Annotated in this window: 14 protein-coding genes and 1 riboswitch; of the genes, 3 read left to right on the plus strand and 11 right to left on the minus strand. The window is 66.3% G+C overall.

Annotated features, from left to right (window positions below; all coding sequences use genetic code 11):
- Nucleotides 1-11: 11 nt before the first annotated feature.
- From PQU96_RS06150 to PQU96_RS06175, 6 genes are all read right to left on the minus strand, one after another.
- Nucleotides 12-1,709: a methyl-accepting chemotaxis protein gene (locus PQU96_RS06150; protein WP_272771363.1), complete on the minus strand. Its 1,698-nt coding sequence runs from the start codon at nucleotides 1,707-1,709 to the stop codon at nucleotides 12-14.
- Nucleotides 1,710-2,064: 355 nt separating this feature from the next.
- Entirely contained in the window at nucleotides 2,065-2,652 is a 588-nt protein-coding gene (locus tag PQU96_RS06155) for an SIS domain-containing protein (RefSeq protein ID WP_272771364.1), read from the minus strand.
- A gap of 113 nt (nucleotides 2,653-2,765) precedes the next feature.
- The gene (locus PQU96_RS06160; RefSeq protein WP_272771365.1) at nucleotides 2,766-3,707 is read right to left on the minus strand and encodes an ABC transporter ATP-binding protein; all 942 of its coding nucleotides are present in this window, start codon (nucleotides 3,705-3,707) and stop codon (nucleotides 2,766-2,768) included.
- Nucleotides 3,691-5,262: an ABC transporter permease gene (locus PQU96_RS06165; protein WP_272771366.1), complete on the minus strand. Its 1,572-nt coding sequence runs from the start codon at nucleotides 5,260-5,262 to the stop codon at nucleotides 3,691-3,693. The genes PQU96_RS06160 and PQU96_RS06165 overlap by 17 nt, the downstream gene beginning before the upstream one ends.
- Nucleotides 5,263-5,335: 73 nt before the next feature.
- Nucleotides 5,336-6,535, minus strand: coding sequence for an RNA-guided endonuclease InsQ/TnpB family protein (locus PQU96_RS06170; RefSeq protein ID WP_272771367.1), 1,200 nt, complete (start codon nucleotides 6,533-6,535; stop codon nucleotides 5,336-5,338).
- Between the two features lie 181 nt (nucleotides 6,536-6,716).
- Nucleotides 6,717-7,733 carry a thiamine ABC transporter substrate-binding protein gene (locus tag PQU96_RS06175; protein ID WP_272771368.1) on the minus strand — a complete coding sequence of 339 codons (1,017 nt, stop codon included), beginning with the start codon at nucleotides 7,731-7,733 and terminating at the stop codon, nucleotides 6,717-6,719.
- 54 nt (nucleotides 7,734-7,787) lie between these two features.
- Nucleotides 7,788-7,883, minus strand: a riboswitch (TPP riboswitch).
- Between the two features lie 632 nt (nucleotides 7,884-8,515).
- Between PQU96_RS06175 and katG the strand changes: the two genes are divergently transcribed.
- Nucleotides 8,516-10,702, plus strand: coding sequence for a catalase/peroxidase HPI (gene katG / locus PQU96_RS06180; protein WP_272771369.1), 2,187 nt, complete (start codon nucleotides 8,516-8,518; stop codon nucleotides 10,700-10,702).
- Nucleotides 10,703-10,844: 142 nt separating this feature from the next.
- On the opposite strand, the gene PQU96_RS06185 is transcribed toward katG, so the two are convergent.
- On the minus strand, nucleotides 10,845-11,396 hold the full coding sequence (locus tag PQU96_RS06185; protein ID WP_272771370.1) for a hypothetical protein: 552 nt from the start codon (nucleotides 11,394-11,396) through the stop codon (nucleotides 10,845-10,847).
- A 333-nt stretch (nucleotides 11,397-11,729) separates the two neighbouring features.
- On the opposite strand from PQU96_RS06185, the gene PQU96_RS06190 reads away from it, so the two are divergent.
- Complete coding sequence (locus PQU96_RS06190) at nucleotides 11,730-12,578, plus strand: hypothetical protein (RefSeq protein WP_272771371.1); 849 nt, start codon at nucleotides 11,730-11,732, stop codon at nucleotides 12,576-12,578.
- Nucleotides 12,579-12,621: 43 nt separating this feature from the next.
- Here PQU96_RS06190 and PQU96_RS06195 read toward each other — a convergent pair whose 3' ends face one another.
- Both PQU96_RS06195 and ilvD read right to left on the minus strand, forming a co-directional pair.
- Nucleotides 12,622-14,559, minus strand: a complete 1,938-nt coding sequence (locus tag PQU96_RS06195) for a RecQ family ATP-dependent DNA helicase (RefSeq protein ID WP_272771372.1) — start codon at nucleotides 14,557-14,559, stop codon at nucleotides 12,622-12,624.
- 148 nt (nucleotides 14,560-14,707) lie between these two features.
- A complete protein-coding gene (gene ilvD / locus PQU96_RS06200; protein ID WP_272771373.1) occupies nucleotides 14,708-16,564 on the minus strand; it encodes a dihydroxy-acid dehydratase in 1,857 nt (618 codons plus the stop codon).
- 210 nt (nucleotides 16,565-16,774) lie between these two features.
- Here ilvD and lgt point away from each other — a divergent pair, with 210 nt between their 5' ends.
- The gene (gene lgt, locus PQU96_RS06205) at nucleotides 16,775-17,572 is read left to right on the plus strand and encodes a prolipoprotein diacylglyceryl transferase (protein WP_272771374.1); all 798 of its coding nucleotides are present in this window, start codon (nucleotides 16,775-16,777) and stop codon (nucleotides 17,570-17,572) included.
- 40 nt (nucleotides 17,573-17,612) lie between these two features.
- On the opposite strand, the gene PQU96_RS06210 is transcribed toward lgt, so the two are convergent.
- Together PQU96_RS06210 and PQU96_RS06215 are read right to left on the minus strand one after the other, a co-directional pair.
- On the minus strand, nucleotides 17,613-18,305 hold the full coding sequence (locus PQU96_RS06210; protein WP_272771375.1) for an amino acid ABC transporter permease: 693 nt from the start codon (nucleotides 18,303-18,305) through the stop codon (nucleotides 17,613-17,615).
- Nucleotides 18,302-19,039 carry an amino acid ABC transporter permease gene (locus PQU96_RS06215; protein ID WP_272771376.1) on the minus strand — a complete coding sequence of 246 codons (738 nt, stop codon included), beginning with the start codon at nucleotides 19,037-19,039 and terminating at the stop codon, nucleotides 18,302-18,304. Before PQU96_RS06215 ends, PQU96_RS06210 begins: the two co-directional genes overlap by 4 nt.
- Between the last annotated feature and the right edge of the window lie 14 nt (nucleotides 19,040-19,053).

A 19,053-nucleotide genomic window follows, 5' to 3' on the forward strand; every position in this document is an offset into this window, starting at 1 on the left:
CTAGCCCGACATCAGGCCGGCTGCAGCCGGCTCACCAGCGACGGCGTGAACGCCGTGTCACGCACCGGCGCGCTGGCGACGGGCAACGAGAAGAAGTCGATGGCCGCCTTCAGCTCGTGTGCCATCTGCTCCAGCTGGCCGGCCGATGCTGCCGTCTGCGCCGCGGCACTGCACGTTTCCTCCGACATCTGCGCCACCTGCTCGACATTGCCGGCGATGCCGCTGCCGGCCGCCTGCTGCTGCACCAGCGCCACCGAGATTTCGGCGATGGCGTGGTTGATGCGGCCAACATTGTCGCCGATGCCGGCCACCGCGCCCTGCGCCTGCCGGCTCTGCTGCAGGCCATCCTCCATCTGCCCGACCGTGCCGTGTATGCCGGCCACCACCCGCTGGCTGTTGTCCAGCATCTCGCCGATGATGCTGCTGATCTCGGCAGTGGAGTGCGCGGTGCGCTCCGACAGCTTGCGTACCTCGTCGGCGACCACGGCAAAGCCACGCCCCTGCTCGCCGGCACGGGCGGCCTCGATCGCCGCGTTCAGCGCCAGCAGATTGGTCTGCTCCGCCACGTCACGGATCACCTGCACCACGTTGGCGATCTGCTGCGACTTGTTGCCGAGCTGGTCCGCCTGGGCGCTGGCGTCGCGTGCCTGCTCTGCCACCTGCTGGATCGCGTACACGGTGCGCTCGATGACGCCCTGCCCCTGCTGCGCCAGGCTGCCGGACGCCTGCGCGTCAGCGGCAACATCACGGGCATTGTCGCTGACCGAGGCGATGCTCACCGACAGCTGCTCCACCGCGGCGGACATCGACGCCGCGGAGCGGGTCTGCTCCTCGGCGCTGACCGCCACCTGCTCCGAGGCGGCCGCCAGTTCCGACGCGTTCACCGTCAGCCGCGCCACGATGCCGTCCAGATTGCACACCAGCGCGATCAACGCCTGCTGCATCAGCGCCATCGACGCGACGATGCTGTGGCGGTCACCGGCGCGCACCGGCAGCTGCCGGCTGAGGTCGCCGCCGGCGATGTGCCCGGCCAGCGCCACCACATCATCCGGCTCGCCGCCCAGCTGCGACAGCAGGCGGCGGATGATGGTGTAACCCAGCGCCGCGCCCAGCACCATGCCCAGCAGCATCAGCGCCAGTGACACCCGCGCGCAGAAGGCGGCGTCGGCCTCGGCCGCGGCGTACTCCTGTGCCGCCACCTTCAGTTGCAGGTCGATCAGCGCGGAGATGCGCCCGGATACCGGATCCAGCCCCGGATAAAGCTGCGTGTCATTAAACGTCTGCAAACCGGCACTATCTTCGGCCACCACCAGTTCGCGCAGGCGGTCGACACTGTGATCCGCCTGCTTCATGCTGGTTTCGGCATCCTGCGCCAGCTGCAACTCCTGCGCGGTCAGCTCAGTGGCGCGATAGGCCTGCCACTGCTGGCGGATCTGCGCGCGGGCCCGGTCCAGATTGGCGAGGAAACCGTCGCGGTTCAGCGCGCCGGCGCGGACCTTGTGCGCGGCGTCGACAATGCTGACCGCGTAGCCGTCCGCCACCAGCTTCAGCTGCTGCAACGGCACCACGCGGTCGTGATAGGTGCTTGAAAAGTCGGCAAGAATCTTGGATTGGGTATACATGCCGTAGCCGCCGAGAAAGGCGGCAATGGCAAGGAGGACGACAACCAGAAAACTGAGACGCTGACCAATGGTGGGATTGCGCAGCATGGGGGTGGCTCCGGTGGGTTGAGCGCGTCAGCAGGGGTAATCCCGATGACATCACTGTTGATGTCTAGTGCCAACCCGGGCCTAGTGCAATGTGATCTTTCTGCACTCGGTGTTTTTACTTAGTTGCCAAAGGCATAGCCTATAAGCAATTTCATGACGAAATTTGTAATATTCAACGCACAATCCACAAGCCAGGCCTTGCCAGAACATACCGGAACGATTTTTATGCCAATCCTTAACTAATAAAGCCTGGACACCAGCAGAAAAGCACGAAGAAAAATCCGTAACACCATGTCGCAATTGAATAAAAAAAAACCTGCGCTGGCGCAGGCTTTATATTTCATGCAGATGACAATCAGGCGTAGTTTTCCGGGAATAGCTCGCGCTCTACCGACTCGATCAGGATGTGGATCACCTTGATGTGCAGCTCCTGCACGCGGTCGGCGTACTGGCCGCCGGGGGTGCAAACGTCGATGTCGGCCAGCTCGCCGATCACCGAGCCGGGGCGGCCGGTCAGCGCCACCACGGTGACGCCCAGCGCCTTGGCCGCGTTCACCGCGGCAAGGATGTTCTTGCTGCTGCCGCTGGTGCTGATCGCCAGCAGCACGTCGCCCTGCCCGGCGTGCGCCTCCAGATAGCGCGAGAAGATCGCCTCGTAGCCGTAGTCGTTGCCGACGCAGCTGATGTGGCTGGGGTCGCTGATGCTGGCCGCCGGCAACGCCTTGCGGTTCAGCCGGTAGCGGCCAGACAGCTCCTCGGCAAAGTGCATCGCGTCACACATCGAGCCGCCGTTGCCGCAGCTGAACACCCGCTTGCCCTGACGGAAGGCCTTCACCAGCGCATCACCGGCGTCGCCGATGGCAGCCAGCGCCGCCGGATTGGCCAGCAGCGCGTCCAGCGCACTGCGGGCTTGGTGGAGGGTGTCGAGAATATGCGGCTTCATGGTGCGTTCTTTCTGCAATTATCCGGAAACAGGCGTGGCAGTTTACACCAAAAGCCGCGCCCGGCACCTGTTCCGCCTCAAGCCCGGCGACGGACGCCTGCCACGTAACAGGGCTACCAGCGCAGCAACGCCGCGTGATCGATGCCCACCGCCAGATGGCCGCCGCGCTGCGGGTATGGCTGCGCGGCCAGCTCGCGCGCCGACAGCGACAGCACCCAGTCACCGTCGTCGCCGGCCACCACCACGCGGCAGCCCTCCACCCGCGGCTCGACCAGTTTCACCGTGCGCAGCGGCTGGCCGTCGCCGAGCCGGAACGCCGCCGGCGGGATGGCGTGATCGGCGGCGACGTTGTCGAAGCCGACGAAGCGCGCAACCCAGGCGCTGGCCGGTCGCGCCAGCACCTCGCCCGGGGTGCCGACCTGGATCAGACGCCCACCCTGCAAAATGGCGACGCGGTCGGCCAGCGCGAACGCCTCGTGGCGGTCGTGCGTCACCAGCAGCGTCGGCACCGCCATCGCGGACAGCCGCTGGCGCAGGTCGTCGATCAGCTGCTGCTTGAGATGGGTGTCGAGGCTGGAAAACGGTTCGTCGAGCAGAAACAGCGCCGGCTCGCCGATCAGCGCCCGCGCCAGCGCCACCCGCTGCTGCTCGCCGCCGGACAGCTGATGGCAGGCCGCCGCGCCACGGCCGGCCAGGCCCACCGCCGCCAGCGCCGCCTCGGCACGCTGCCGCGCGACGGCGCGCGGCACGCCGCGTTCCTGCAGGCCGAAGGCGACGTTGGCCGCGGCGTCGAGGTGCGGAAACAAGGCGTGGTCCTGGAACATCATCGCCAGCTGGCGCTCTTCCGGCGGCAGGCGGCTGATGTCGCGCCCACCCAGCCACACCTGCCCGCGCTGCGGCCGCAGCAGGCCGGCGACCACCGCCAGCAGGCTGGACTTGCCCTCGCCGGAGGGGCCAAGCAGGGCCACGGTTTCGCCGGCGGCCACCTGCAGCGACAGGCCGTCCAGCACGCGGCGGCCGGCAAAGGCCAGCGCCAGGTCACGAAGTTCGAGCATGGGTCTTCTCCGGCCACTCGATGGCCATGAATGCCAGCAGCGCCAGCAGCAACAGCACGCTGGACAACACCAGCGCCGCCTCAAGGTTGGCCGCACCGGGGCGGCCCAGATGCTGGTAGATCAGCGTGGTCAGCGTCAGCCACTCCGGGCGCGACAGGAACAGGCTGACCGCGAACTCGCCGACGGCGGTGGCGGCGGCAAACGCCATGCCGCGCCGCAGCGCCGGGCGCATCAGCGGCAGGCTGACGCGCCAGAATACGCGCCACGGCGACGCGCCCAGCGTGCGCGCGGCATTGGGCAGCGCCGCCGGCAAGGCGTCGCGGGCGCTGACCACCGCCTTGGCGACAAACGGGTAGGCCAGGAGCGCGTAGGCGGCCACCAGCAGCGCCAGCGTCGCGCTGTAGGCGGGATAGGCGAGCAGCAGGCCGAAGGCGACGCACACCGGCGACACCATGAAGGGCAGGAACATCAGCGCGCGCAGGCCGGCGCTGCTTCTGGCCGCCAGCCCGTGCAGCAGGCCCAGGAGAGTCGCCAGCAGCAGCGCCAGCAGCGAGAAACGCAGCGTATTGCCCAGCGCCAGCAGGGTGTCGTCCTGCAGCAGCACCTGCCACGCCGCAGCATCGGCCAGCAACGCGCGCAAGAGCACCGCCAGCAGCGGCGCGGCGGCGAACAGCGCCAGCACGAGCAGGCAGGCCAAGAGCAGCAGTCGTTGCGGCCAACCTTGCACCGGCTGGCGCAGCGGCGGGCTGCGCTTGTCCGGCCGCGCCAGCCGGCGCTCGATCAGCGCGTACAGCAACGCGATGACGGCGCCGAGCAGCAGCATCAGCAGCGCCAGCGCACCGGCGTCGGCCAGGTTCAGCTCGTAGGCGACCAGCGAGTAGATCTCGACCTCCACCGTGGCGTAACGCTGGCCGCCGAGCAGCAGCGCGAGGCCGAAGCCGGAGAAGCAGTACAGGAAGATCAGGCACAGCGCCGACGCCAGCCACGGCCGCACCACCGGCCACTCCACGCGCCAGAACGCGCGCCAGCGCGAGGCGCCCAGCGTGCGCGCCACCATCAGCCGGCTGGCCGGCACGTGGTCGAAGCCATCCACCGCGGCGCGGATCAAGAGCGGCAGGTTGTAGAACAGGTTGCCGTACAAGAGCAGCCACGGCGTGTCCTGCAAGTTCAGCCCGCTGACGCCGTGCGGGCCGAACAGCGCCAGCACGCCGAGGCCGGCGACCAGCGTCGGCATCACGAAGGGCAGCATCAGCACCCGCAACAGCAGCGCGCGGCCGCGAAACTCGAAGTGCGCCAACACCCACGCCAGCGGCAGGCCCAACAGCAGCGTCAGCCCGCAGGTGGCCGCCGCCTGCAGCAGCGACCAGCCGAGGCGCCACTGCAGGTAGGCGTCGCTCAGCAGCGCCGGGCTGAACGCCAGCCCGCCCTCGTACAGCAGGCGCGACAAGGGCAGCCCGACCAGCAGCAGCAGGAATGACAGCGGCGGCAAGGCCAGCCAGCGAAAATCAGACAAGGGCAACACTTTCTGCATCACGACAATGGAAAACGTTGACATCCTCCCCGTCCTCTCGCTATCGCTCGCCAGCCTCAAGACTGGGAAGGACGGGGATTCCTACCGCGGCCAGCCGCTAGGCGGCCAGATCGCCTCGGTGGGTTCCTGCTGCTGACGCCATTACCTCAGCGTTCACTTCACAGGCTAACCGGGCGTGTCCCGCCCTTAGTACATTGATCGCACCGACTACATCGGCGTTTTCATCGAGCCCGCACGCCACACACTCGAACCTTGCCTGCGTCCGTCGGTTATCTGCCGAGACATGATCGCAGCACGGACAGGTGCGGCTGGTATTGCGTGGCGGCACAGCGATCAGGTGTCCGCCCTGCCAAGCCAGCTTGTAGCTCAACTGCCGGCGAAACTCGAACCAGCTCTGATCCAAGATCGCTTTGTTCAACCCCGCCTTGGCGCGGACGTTCCGCCCTGGTTGTTCGGCGCTGCCCGCTGCTGACTTGGACATATTCCGCACCTTCAGGTCTTCGATACACACAATCGCGTGGTTTTGGCTGATTGCAGTCGTGGCCTGGTGCAAAAAGTCTTTGCGGACGTTGCTGATACGGGCATGCAGCCGCTGGACGCGGGCTTTCGCCTTTTTCCAGTTGTTCGAGAACTTGGTTTTCCGGCTTAACGCCTGCTGCGCCTTGCGCAGCCCAGCCTGGTGCCGTTTGAAGCTATTTGCCGGCGCGATGAAACTGCCATCGCTCAAGGTGGCAAAACGGGCGATACCCATGTCGATACCGACGATACCGCCTTGCGGGACAGGCTGCGCCACCTCACGCTCGGTCTGGATGCTGACAAACCACTTGCCAGCATGATGAGAAACCGTGATCTGCTTGATCTCGCCCAACACCTCACGGCTGTTGCGGTAGCGCAGCCAGCCGAGTTTTGGCAGGAAGAGGCGACTATTCGCCTGATCGATCTTGCAGCCTTGCGGGTAGCGGAAGCTGTTTCTTTGCCCCTTCTTCTTGAAACGGGGAAACGCAGCGCGTTTGGCGAAAAAGTTACTGTAGGCGCGGTCGAGGTCCTTGAGCGACTGCTGCAAAGCTTGGCTGGGTGTTTCGTTCAACCAAAGCGTTTGGGCTTGCTGCTTCCACTCGACCAACGCCTTGCAGATCGCAGCGTAGCTCAGTTTCTTCTCGCCCTGCGCCTGGCGATCCTTCTGCAACGCCAGCGCCTTGTTAAACACGAAACGGCACGCTCCGGCGAAGCGGCGCATGTTGCGCTGCTGTTCGCCGTTGGGCATGAGTTCGTATTTGAAGGCTTGAAGTCGTTGCATGGCGTTTAGTGTATCGCGTCCGCTTTAGAATCCTAAGCATTTGCCAAAAAGGACACCTGCTGCGTCCGCGCTATCCATCCCCGGCATGAATGCCGGGGCTTTCCGCGCAAACTGGTAACGGCCGCCGCCGTTACCGTTGCTTGGTACACCCGCTGCCGGAGCACGCCGGCAGCTTGCCGCATCACGGCGCGTTCTTGATCACCAGCCGCGTCCAGCGGCTGACCCAAGCGGCGGTCTTGTGCTGCATCGCCTTCAGATCCGGGTTGCTGAAGCTGGCCGGCTGCTCGGCGTGCTTGAACACCGGCGCCAGCGCCACGCCGGCCACCGCCGGGTACATCCACATGCTGGTCTGCAGCTCTTTCTGCACCGCCTCGCCGCGCAGGAAATCGACGAACTGCTGCGCGAGCGCAGGCTGCTGCCCGCCCTTGACCCTGGCCACGCCCTCCACCTGCATGAACACGCCGCCCTTCAGCGCCAGGTTGGCGGTCGGCGATTCGGCCAGTTTTTCCTTGCTGTAGAACACTTCCGCCGCCGGGCTGGTGGCATAGCTGACCACGATAGGCCGCGCGCCGCCGTTGCGGGTGAAATCGGTGTAGTAGGCCTCACTCCAGCCCTTGGCCACCTTCAAGCCGTTGTCGCGCAGCTTGCCCCACCACTGGAAGGCGCCCTCTTCACCTTTGCCGGCGATGGTCGCCAGCAGGAAGGCGAGGCCGGGGCTGGAGGTGGCAGGGTTTTCCACCACCAGCAGGTTCTTGTAGGCCGGCTTGGCCAGGTCGTCCAGCGTGGCCGGCAACGGCAGCTTGCTGTTCGCGAACCAGGCCTTGTCGATGTTGAGGGTGACGTAGCCGTAGTCGACGGCCACCGCGCCCGGCAGGCTGGCGGTGGCCACGTTGCGGCCAACCTTGCTGCTGGTCGGCTCCAGCACGCCGGCGGCGTTGGCCTTGCCGATCAGGGTGTTGTCGATGCCGTATACCACGTCCGCCACCGGATTGGCGCGGGTCAGGATCAGCTTGTTGAGCATCTCGCCGGCATCGCCGCCCTTGATGATGGCCAGCTTGGCGCCGCTCTGCTTCTCGAACTCGGCGATGCGCTCTTTGGGCAGGCTGAACGAGCTGTGCGTCATCACCCGCAGCTCGGCGGCCAGAGTGGTCAGGGAGGCGCCGGCCAGCGCCAGCAGCAGTACGGTCTTCTTGAACATTGCAGACATCCTCTTTTGGTAATGGTGCCGACCAAAAGAAGAAGCGGGACGCGGCCCGGCCGCGCATCACGCTCCCTCCGCTGGCATGACCCAGATCAGGTTCTGGGGTCTCTCTCAGTCTGCCTGTGGCAGACACCCCCGGTGATCGAAGCGGCGAGTATAGCGCGTTGCGCGGTATTGCTTAACCGCCTCGGCGCGCGCGCGGCGCAAAAAAATCGCCCGCCCCCAGCGCGGGAACGGGCGTGTCTAGCAGTATGCAGACCGAAGCAACGGGACAGACTCTCAAGCGAGGCGCAGCCACCACGGCTACCCTCGCCATTACTTCAGCAATTGCCGTGCCAGCAAAAAGCGCCTCCAGCCCTGCCAGTTCGCCACTTTGTCGCTATAAAAAGAATCACGACGGCATGGCGCATGCACCAGCACGGCGCAACGGGCACCCGATGCGGGCGGCATGACCGATAAAATAGCAAAAAACTAACACATCAAAAATAACAATCAATTTAACAAATAATTAACCACTATCCATAATCCAGTCATCAACTGATCTGCAAGGAGCAAGGCCATGAAACGTTTCTTCCAGCAGCACATCGCCCTCGACGAGATGTGGGCCAATCTGGTGTGGATGCAGTAAGCCGCAACGTTGGCCGCAACGCGCCGCCTGGCCCCTGCCAAGCCGCCGCCGGCCACCTCACTCACCCCAAGTAATCCAGCTAATCCAAACAAGCCGCCACGGACCCGCCAGCGCGGGCGCCACCGGCAACCAAAACCAACAGGAGATAACCATGTCGACAGAAGCCAAGTGCCCGTTCTCGGGTAGCGCCGCCCCGCACACCGTAGCCGGCGGCCCCTCCAACGGAGACTGGTGGCCGAACCAGCTGAAGCTCGGCATCCTGCACCAGCACGGCGCCGAATCCGACCCGATGGGCTCGAGCTTCGACTACGCCGCCGAATTCAAGACCCTGGACCTGGACGCCGTGGTCGCCGACCTGCACGCGCTGATGACCGACTCGCAGGACTGGTGGCCGGCCGACTGGGGCCACTACGGCGGCCTGATGATCCGCATGGCCTGGCACGCCGCCGGCACCTACCGCATCGCCGACGGCCGCGGCGGCGCCGGCACCGGCAACCAGCGCTTTGCCCCGCTCAACAGCTGGCCGGACAACGGCAACCTCGACAAGGCACGCCGCCTGCTGTGGCCGATCAAGCAGAAATACGGCCGCAAACTGTCGTGGGCCGACCTGTTCATCCTCGCCGGCAACGTGGCGCTCGAATCGATGGGCTTCAAGACCTTCGGCTTCGGCGGCGGCCGCCCGGACATCTGGTCGCCGGAGGAAGACATCTACTGGGGGCCGGAGAGCACCTGGCTGGGCGACAAGCGCTACAGCGGCGAGCGCGAGCTGGCCAACCCGCTGGCCGCAGTACAGATGGGCCTGATCTACGTGAACCCGGAAGGCCCCAACGGCAACCCGGACCCGGTCGCCTCCGGCCGTGACGTGCGCGAAACCTTCGCCCGCATGGCGATGGATGACGAGGAAACCGTGGCACTGGTGGCCGGCGGCCACACCTTCGGCAAGGCGCACGGCGCCGGCGACCCGGCCCTGGTCGGCCCGGAGCCGGAAGGCGCACCGATCGAGGAAATGGGCCTGGGCTGGATCAACCGGTTCGGCAGCGGCAAGGGCGTGCACACCACCACCAGCGGCATCGAGGGCGCGTGGAAACCCAACCCCACCACCTGGGACAACGGCTACTTCGATACCCTGTTCGGCTACGAGTGGGAACTGACCAAGAGCCCGGCCGGCGCGCACCAGTGGGTAGCCAAGGACGTGAAGCCGGAACACATGATTCCGGACGCGCACGACCCGAGCAAAAAGCACCCGCCGATGATGACCACCGCCGACCTGTCGCTACGCTTCGACCCGATCTACGAACCGATTGCCCGCCGCTTCCACCAGGACCCGGCTGCGTTTGCCGACGCCTTCGCCCGTGCCTGGTTCAAGCTCACCCACCGCGACATGGGCCCGCGCGCCCGTTACCTCGGCAAGCTGGTGCCGCAAGAAGAACTGATCTGGCAGGACCCGGTGCCGGCGGTGGACCACCCGCTGGTCGACGCGCAGGACATCACCGCGCTGAAGGCCAAGGTGCTCGCCTCCGGCCTGAGCACGGCACAGCTGGTTAGCACCGCCTGGGCCTCCGCCGCCACCTTCCGCGGCAGCGACAAGCGCGGTGGCGCCAACGGCGCCCGCATTCGTCTGGCACCGCAGAAGGACTGGGCCGTCAACCAGCCGGCGCAACTGGCGCAGGTACTGCAAACGTTGGCCGCGATCCAGCAGGACTTCAACGCCGGCGCCGCCGGCGACAAGAAGATCTCGCTGGCCGACCTGATCGTGCTCGCCGGCGGTGCCGCCATCGAGGCCGCCGCCAAGCAAGCCGGCCAGCAGGTGACCGTACCGTTTGCACCGGGACGCACCGACGCCACGCAGGACCAGACCGACGTCGCCTCTTTCGCGGTGCTGGAGCCGCGCGCGGACGGCTTCCGCAACTACGTGCAGCCGGGGCTGGAGGGCGCCGCGGCCGAGTTGCTGATCGACAAGGCACAGCTGCTGACGCTGAGCGCGCCGGAAATGACGGTCCTGATCGGCGGCCTGCGCGTGCTGGGCGCTGGCCAGACGCAGCACGGCGTATTCACCCAACGCCCCGGAACCCTGAGCAACGATTTCTTCGTCAACCTGCTCGACATGGGTACCAAGTGGCAGAAATCCGCCACCGACGGTGTACTGGAAGGCCGCGACCGCGCCACCGGCGCGCCGAAGTGGACCGCCACCACCGTGGACCTGGTGTTCGGCTCCAACTCGCAGCTGCGGGCACTGGCCGAGGTGTACGCCTGCAGCGACGCGCAGCAGAAGTTCGTCAACGACTTCGTGGCGGCGTGGAGCAAGGTGATGAACCTGGACCGTTTCGATCTGGCGTGAGCATCAGGCCGGGCTGGCGTGACAAGCCGGCTGGTCTGCTCTGAAAGGGCAAATGGCTGCTTCCGGTGACGGAAGCAGCCATTTTTCATTGCGTACTGATTGAGCTTGGCCGGCACATCATGGTTGGCCGCAACCGCGCTGCCTAGCCGGGACTCGCACGAAAGCGTGCCTCGGCCTCCCGAAACAGCGACTTGGCGTGCTCGACATTCCATGGCGCTTCGATGAGCGTTTCGTGATCCCATTCACTGCGCGGTACAGGGGGAGCGAAGAAGTCCCCACCATAGACGTGTATCGCACAAGTCATTTTTCCGATCGGATTCAGCACGGAATGGATGACGTCGTGGTCGAGCGTGGCAACATCTCCAGCCCCCAGCGACCTGGCACCGACTGCCGCGATCGTCGCTCCCGCCCGCTTCCAGAAGACGTTGTCCTCGCGTCCGGTATAGATGCCGACGACCGAAAACATCTGGTGATTGTGCGGCATCAGGCTCATGCACGGCGCCCACACAAAGCTGATGACGGTAAGCTCGGGGGACCTGAACAGCGGCGTAAGGCCGGCATGTACCGGCTCGCCAAGCTCGGCCATCACCCCGGCGCTATCCGACACCGCTTCGGCCACCAGCTCACTAATCGCCTCATGGCCTCCGGAAACGGCACTCAGGCAATCCTGGATAAAACGATCCTTGTTGAACATGACTCCATGCCCTCCCGATCGGGTTCATCACCCCCAAGAGGCCCCTCGTGAGCGGAGGATTCTTGGGCTACTGACCAAGATATAGACCAATCCGGGCAGGCGGACAGAGACCTGTTTTTTTGCAAGTTTCCGGGAGAGCATTCGTGCAAGAAGCCATCTTCAAGATGGCAGTGCACAACCGATCGCTCATGGCAGACCGCTGCCTTGCCGTCACAAAAGTAGCCAACGCCCGCCAGCGAAGGCCGCAATGGCAATGCCCCCCGCCCTCGTTTCCTGACGTCCGGCAGCCAATGGTGTACGCTAGCCGCCACGCACGATTGAAACCATGCCGCCATGTCCAGCCGAAGCCTGAAAACGCCACCCAGAATCGACAAAACCGCCAGCGAGCCGGAGGCTATCCCCTTGCCGTCGCCGGAGGACGAGAGCCATCTTGCCGGGCGCAGCACGCCGCAGGCGGAGCAGCTGATCGCGCTGCTCGACAACGGGGTGCCGATCTACCTGTTCAGCCGCATCAGCAGCGGCCATACCTTCCAGTCCGATTTTTTCCGCATCCAGTTCGTCACCTTCGCCCGTGCCGAGGGCAGCCAGTGGCAGCCCATGCGCGGCGAGGCGTCCGAGTGGATGAACACCCGCAACTGCCTGCAGGTGACGGTCGATCATCCGTCGCACACGGTGTCGTTCGGGCCGAAATCCGGCTTCAACCTCAGCCCCGAGATCGCCGGCCTCGGCCTGTCCGGCTACGCCTACTCGCAGGCGATCAACTGGCTGAAACAGCGCTACCCGGACTACCGCGTACTGCCGAGCGTGCTGCCAGCGCCGGAGGCGGAGGGCGAAGAGGCGCGCACGCACCGCAACAGCCGGCTGGCAGCGCACGGTTTCGATTTCGAGTGGGACGACAGCACCCAGGTGCACGGCCGCTACCACAAGGCGCGGGTGCGGCAGCTGATCAGCGGCTGGGACACCGCCAAGGTGACCGAGGTGTCACTCAACGCGCTGCTGAGCACGCTGTCACGCCACGACGAGGAGCGCGCCGAGCTGCAGCACAAGCTGCACAGCCTGCAGTCGCAGGAGCGCTCGCTGGAGACCTCTCTGCACAAGGAAAAGCAGACCAATCTGCTGCTGACCGGCATCACCTGCTTCGTGCTGATCTTCAGCCTGCTGGGCGCGCTCGGCTTCTACTGAGCATCCAGACCTTGCGGCCAACGTTGGCCGCAACGCCCTCCCCTTACGCCATCCCCACCGACAACAGCTCACGCACGCGGGCAAACGGATAGCCGGCGAAGCGGCCGAAACCGGGTAGCCGCGCCGCGCGCAGCGCCGTCAGCCGCGGCAGGGTGATGCCGCACAGGAAGCAGGCCGCCAGATGCGCCTCCGCGGCCGCGCCCAGTTTGTCGTGCAGCGCCGCCAACGCGCCGTGCAGCGTGGCGGCGTCCAGCGTACTTTGCTCCGGTGCCGCCGGCAGCCGCGCCGGCTTGCCGCGACACACCAGGCAATGGCCGCACTCGCGCGGCGCCGCGCTGTCGCCGAAGTAGCTGGCCAGCGCGAAGCTCAGACAGCTTTCCGTTTCGAACAGGCTCAGCATCTGCTGCAAGCGCATAAGCTCGCTGTCCTCGCGCGCCTGGAACTGGCGATAGAGACTAGCGGCCAGCGTGGCGACATCGAACGCGGCGTCATTCACCGCGTACACCTCGGTCATCTGCTTGGTTTCCAGCGTCAGCCAGCCACGCTCATCCATGAATTCCAGCGCCGTCACCGCGCGCTGACGCTGGCCGGGGAAGGCCTGCAGGAAGCTGTCGAAGTCGAACGCGTACCAGCTGCGCCCGAGCTTGCTGTGCGCCAGCAGCGCGGCGACGAACTCGCGGCGCTCGTCCTTGAAGTGCGCCAGCAGCGCATCTTCGTCCTCGCGCAGCTGGAAGCGGTACTCGCTGTAGTAGCTGTACTGCGCCTGCAGCACGCCCTGCACCTCCAGATACACCAGCAGCGTCTTCAGCGGCAGCTGGCGGATATTGCTGTCCGCCGACAAGCCGTATAGCGTCATCTCCCACTGCCCGTGCTGCGCCTCGTCGCGGATGCGCTGCAAGACCAGCGCGATCGACGCCTGCTGCGGCGTGTCGCCGTAGACGAAGTTCTCCAGCACGTGCAGGCCGTCGCGGTTGCCCAGCAGCGTGCACAGCGATACCTCGCCATCGCGGCCGGCGCGGCCGATTTCCTGGCTGTAGTTCTCCACCGATTTCGGCAGGTCGTAGTGGATCACCTGGCGGATATTGCCCTTGTCAATGCCCATCCCAAAGGCAATCGTCGCGACGATCACCGGCGTGTCGCCGCGCATGAACTCGTCCTGGATCTGCTCGCGCAGCGCGCTGTCCAGCCCGGCATGGTAGGCGGCGGCGCCGACGCCCTGCGCCAGCAGCCGTGCGGCCAACGTTTCGGCAGTCTGCTGCTGGGTGACGTACACCACGCAGGCGGCGCCTGGCGTGCGCGCCAGCAGCTTCAGCAGCATCGCGTCCTTGTCCGCCTGCGCCACCGCGCGCACGTGCAGGTGCAGATTGGGGCGGTAAAAGCCGGTAACGGTGATGTGCTCGGGGGCGATATCGAAGCGGCTTGCCATGTCCTGCATCACCGCCGGGGTGGCGGTGGCGGTCAGCAGCAGCACCTGCGGGATGGCCAGCTGCTCGCGGTACTGCGGCAGCTTGAGGTAATCCGGCCGGAAATTGTGGCCCCACTCCGAGATGCAGTGCGCCTCGTCCACCACCAGCAGCGACAGCGGCACCTCGGCGATAAAGCGGCGGAAGCGCTCGTTCTTTAGCCGCTCCACCGACACCATCAGCACCTTGATGCGCCCGGCGCGCACGTCGGCCATCACCTGCTGCGCCTCGTCGCGGCTCTGGCTGGAATCGATCGCCGCGGCGGCGATGCCCTTCTGCTGCAAAAACGCCAGCTGGTCGCGCATCAGCGCCAACAGCGGCGAGATCACCAGCGTCAGGTGCGGCAGCTGCGTCGCCGCCAGCTGGTAGCACAGCGACTTGCCGGAGCCGGTGGGGAAGATCGCCATCGCGGAATGGCCATCCAGCAGCGCCTGCACCACCTCGCGCTGGCCGTCGCGGAAGCCGTCAAAACCGAAATACTGCGCCAGCGCGGCGTCAAGCGGGGAAGGTGGGATCATCGGTGGCTCCGGCGGCAAAGGCGCAAGGAGAACACACTCCCCGCCCGCTGCCAAGGTTGGCCGCAAGCCGGACGCGATGAAAAACGGCAGCCCGCGGGGGCTGCCGTTGTGACGAATGCGGCCAAGGTTGGCCGCAACGGGGATGGGCTTACTTGCGCTCGACCTGCGACACGTCGCGCACCGCGCCGGTGTCGGCGCTGGTGGTCATCGCGGCGTAGGCGCGCAGCGCCGGGCTGACCACGCGCTGGCGATCCAGCGGCTTCCACGCCTGCGCGCCGCGGGCTTCCTGTGCCGCGCGGCGTGCGGCCAACGTTTCGTCGGATACCGCGAGATGGATACCGCGATTCGGGATGTCGATCTCGATGCGGTCGCCCTCTTCCACCAGGCCGATGGCGCCGCCCTCCGCCGCTTCCGGCGACACGTGGCCGATGGACAGGCCGGAGGTCCCGCCGGAGAAACGTCCGTCGGTCAGCAGCGCGCACTCCTTGCCCAGGCCCTTGGACTTCAGGTACGAGGTCGGGTACAGCATTTCCTGCATGCCCGGGCCGCCTTTCGGGCCTTCGTAGCGGATCACCACCACGTCGCCGGCCACCACGCTGTCGGCCAGAATCGCCGCTACCGCGTCGTCCTGGCTCTCGAACACGCGGGCGCGGCCGGTGAACTTGAGGATGGAATCGTCGACGCCGGCGGTCTTCACGATGCAGCCGCGCTCGGCGATGTTGCCGTACAGCACGGCGAGGCCGCCGTCCTGCGAGTACGCGTGTTCCTTGTCACGGATGCAGCCCTCGGCGCGGTCGTCGTCCAGCGTCGGGTAGCGCATGCTCTGGCTGAAGGCGATGGTGGTCGGCACCCCGCCCGGCGCGGCGCGGTAGAAGCGGTGCACCTCGCTGTCGGCGTCGTGGCGGCGGATGTCCCACGCCTCCAGACCGGCACCCAGGGTGGCGCTGTGGATGGTCGGTACTTCGCGGTGGATCAGGCCGGCGCGGTCCAGCTCGGACAGGATGGCGACCACGCCGCCGGCACGGTGCACGTCTTCCATGTGGTACTTCTGCGTCGCCGGCGCCACCTTGGACAGGCAGGGCACGCTGCGCGAGATGCGGTCGATGTCGGTCATCTTGAAGTCGACACCGGCTTCGCTGGCGGCCGCCAGCAGGTGCAGCACGGTGTTGGTGGAGCCGCCCATCGCCACGTCCAGGCTCATCGCATTCTCGAACGCCTGCTTGGTGGCGATGCTGCGCGGCAGCACGCTGTAGTCGTCCTGCTCGTAGTGGCGCTTGGTGATCTCGACGATCAGGCGGCCGGCGCGCAGGAACAGTTCCTTGCGGTCGGCGTGGGTAGCCAGCATCGAGCCGTTGCCCGGCAGCGACAGGCCCAGCGCCTCGGTCAGGCAGTTCATCGAGTTGGCGGTGAACATGCCGGAGCAGGAGCCGCAAGTCGGACAGGCGGAACGCTCCACCTTGTCCACGTCCTCGTTGGAGATCGCGCTGTTGGCGGCCTCGACCATGGCGTCGACCAGGTCCAGCTTGCGCTCGGTGCCGCGCCAGTTGACCTTGCCGGCCTCCATCGGGCCGCCGGACACGAACACCACCGGGATGTTCAGGCGCAGCGCGGCCATCAGCATGCCGGGGGTAATCTTGTCGCAGTTGGAGATGCACACCAGCGCATCGGCGCAGTGGGCGTTGACCATGTACTCCACGCTGTCGGCGATCAGGTCGCGGCTAGGCAGCGAGTACAGCATGCCGCCGTGGCCCATGGCGATGCCGTCGTCCACGGCGATGGTGTTGAATTCCTTGGCCACGCCACCGGCCTTCTCGATCTCGCGCGCCACCAGCTGACCCATGTTATGCAGGTGCACGTGGCCGGGTACGAACTGGGTGAAGGAGTTGGCGATGGCGATGATCGGCTTCTGGAAATCCTCGTCCTTCATGCCGGTGGCGCGCCACAGGGCGCGGGCACCCGCCATGTTGCGGCCGGAAGTCGAGGTCTTGGAGCGGTATTGAGGCATGATGTGTCCTTGAATGCAGTAATGGCTTTGTCGCTTTGATCTGGGCGGCGCGTCGCGGGCCGGGCGGGATAGTGCCCGGCCGGTAGAACTTGCGGGTGCCGGCATGTTCTACACATAAGGCGTCGCACCGCGGGTAGCCGCGCGACGACCGGTAACGCTTTCCGTATAATTTATCCCTATCCTTTTACCGCAAACGCCCATACCTGACAAATGCTGATCCATCCCCAGTTTGACCCTGTCGCCATCCAGCTTGGCCCACTGGCCATCCACTGGTACGGCCTGATGTACCTCGTCGGCTTCGGCCTGTTCCTGTGGCTGGGCCATGTCCGCATCAAACAGCAGCCGGATTGCGGCTGGACCAGCAAGGATCTCGACGATTTCCTGACCTGGGCGGTGCTCGGCGTCATCGCAGGCGGCCGCCTGGGCGAGGTGCTGTTCTACCAGCCCGGTTACTACCTGCAACACCCGGCCGAGATCCTGATGGTGTGGAAAGGCGGCATGAGCTTCCACGGCGGCTTTCTCGGCGTGCTGGCGGCCATGCTGCTGTTCGCGCGCAAGAAAGGCGTCAGCTTCTGGCAGATCAGCGACTTCGTCGCACCGCTGGTGCCGACAGGGTTGGCCGCAGGCCGCATCGGCAACTTCATCAACGGCGAGCTGTGGGGCCGCATCGCCAGCCACGACCTGCCGTGGGCGATGATCTTCCCGCATGTCGACGCCATGCCGCGCCACCCGTCGCAGCTGTACCAGGCGGCGCTGGAAGGCCTCGCGCTGTTCGTGATCCTGTGGCTGTTCTCGGCGCGGCGCCGGCCGCTGGGCCAGGTGTCGGCGGTGTTCCTGATCGGCTACGGCAGCTTCCGCTTCATCGCCGAATTCTTCCGCACCCCGGACGCCGGAATCTTCGGCCAGTCCGACATCATCAGCATGGGCCAGTGGCTGAGCGTGCCGATGATCGTCGCCGGCCTCGTGCTGTACCGCTGGGCCGCGAGGCGTGGACAGGCTGCGGCCTGACCCCGCACACCCGACAAAACCCGGCTGCGGCCGGGTTTTGTCATTTGTGGCCAACCCTGACGTAGTGCGCCTCCCAGCGCGCGCCCAGCCACACCAGGCCGCTGCACCACAGCCAGTACAGCAATGCCACCGTGGCGAACACCGGCAGCGGATACACCTGTTCGCGGTTGTTCACTTGCGAGGCGACAAAGGTCAGTTCGGCCACGCCGACGATATAGGCCAGCGAGGTGTCCTTCACCAGCGTGATCCACTGGTTGACGAAGGACGGCACCATGATGCGCAGCGCCTGCGGCAGCACGATCAGGCGCAGCGTCTGCCAGCGGCTGAAACCCAACGACAGCCCGGCCTGCCACTGCCCGGCGCCGATGGCGGCAATGCCGGCGTGCACCGCCTGCGTCAGGAAGGCGCCGCCGATCAGCGCCAGCGCCGCAATCACCGTCAGCGTGCCCGGCACGTCGATGGCAAACAGCACCGGCAGCAGGAAGTAGCACCAGAAAATCAGCATCACCACCGGAATCGCGCGCAGCAGCGCGGCGGATACCGCCACCAGACGCCGCAGCAGCGGAGACCCCAGCGTCAGCACGATGCCGCCCGCCAGCCCCAGCAGCGACGCTAGCAGCGCCGCCGTCAACCCGATTACCACACTCAGTGCCATGCCGCCCAGCGGCCCGGCCGGCCAGCTGCCCAGCAGCAGGTAGTCCAGATTGGCGCTGATCACCTCGACCGCCGTCATCGCCCGCCCCCCAAGGTTGGCCGCGCCCGCCCGCCGGCCAGCTGCGCGCCCAGCACCAGCAGCAGGTACAGCAGCGTGGCGACGGCAAAGGCCTGGAAGGTCAGCAGCGTCTCGCTCTCCACCTGGCGCGAGCTGTACGACAGCTCGGCCACGCCGATGGCCATGGTCAGCGAGGTGTTCTTGATCACGCCCAGATACTGACCCAGCAACGGGCGGCACACCACGCGCAGCGCCTGCGGCAACACGATGTGGCGGAACACCTGGCGCGGCGTCATCCCCAGCGCCAGCGCCGCCGCGTGCTGCCCCGGCGCGACACTGCGGATGCCGGCGCGGATTTCCTCGGCGACAAACGCCGCGCTGTACAGCGACAGCGCGATCAGCGCCGCCACAAACTCGAACGACGGCCAGGCCAGCGTCCAGCCGGCCAGCGTCACCTCGTGCGGCGCATTCAGCCACAACATCACCGCTTCCGGCAGCAAGCCGGCCACGCCGAAGTACCACAGCAGCAGCTGCACCATCAGCGGCGTATTGCGATGCAGCGACAGAAAGGCCCGCACCGCCAGGCGCACGCTACGCCAGCGCTGCTCGTAACCGGCGGCCAGCAGCACACCCAGCAGCGTTGCCAGCCCACACACCAGCAGCGCCAGCCACGCCGTCAGCGCCGCGCCCTGCAGCATCCAGCCGATGAAATGCGGCTCCAGCCAGCCATAACCCAGCCATGCAGGCGGTGTCATGATTTACTCCCTTC

The organism is Vogesella margarita, from assembly GCF_028548475.1.
Lineage (GTDB): Bacteria > Pseudomonadota > Gammaproteobacteria > Burkholderiales > Chromobacteriaceae > Vogesella > Vogesella margarita.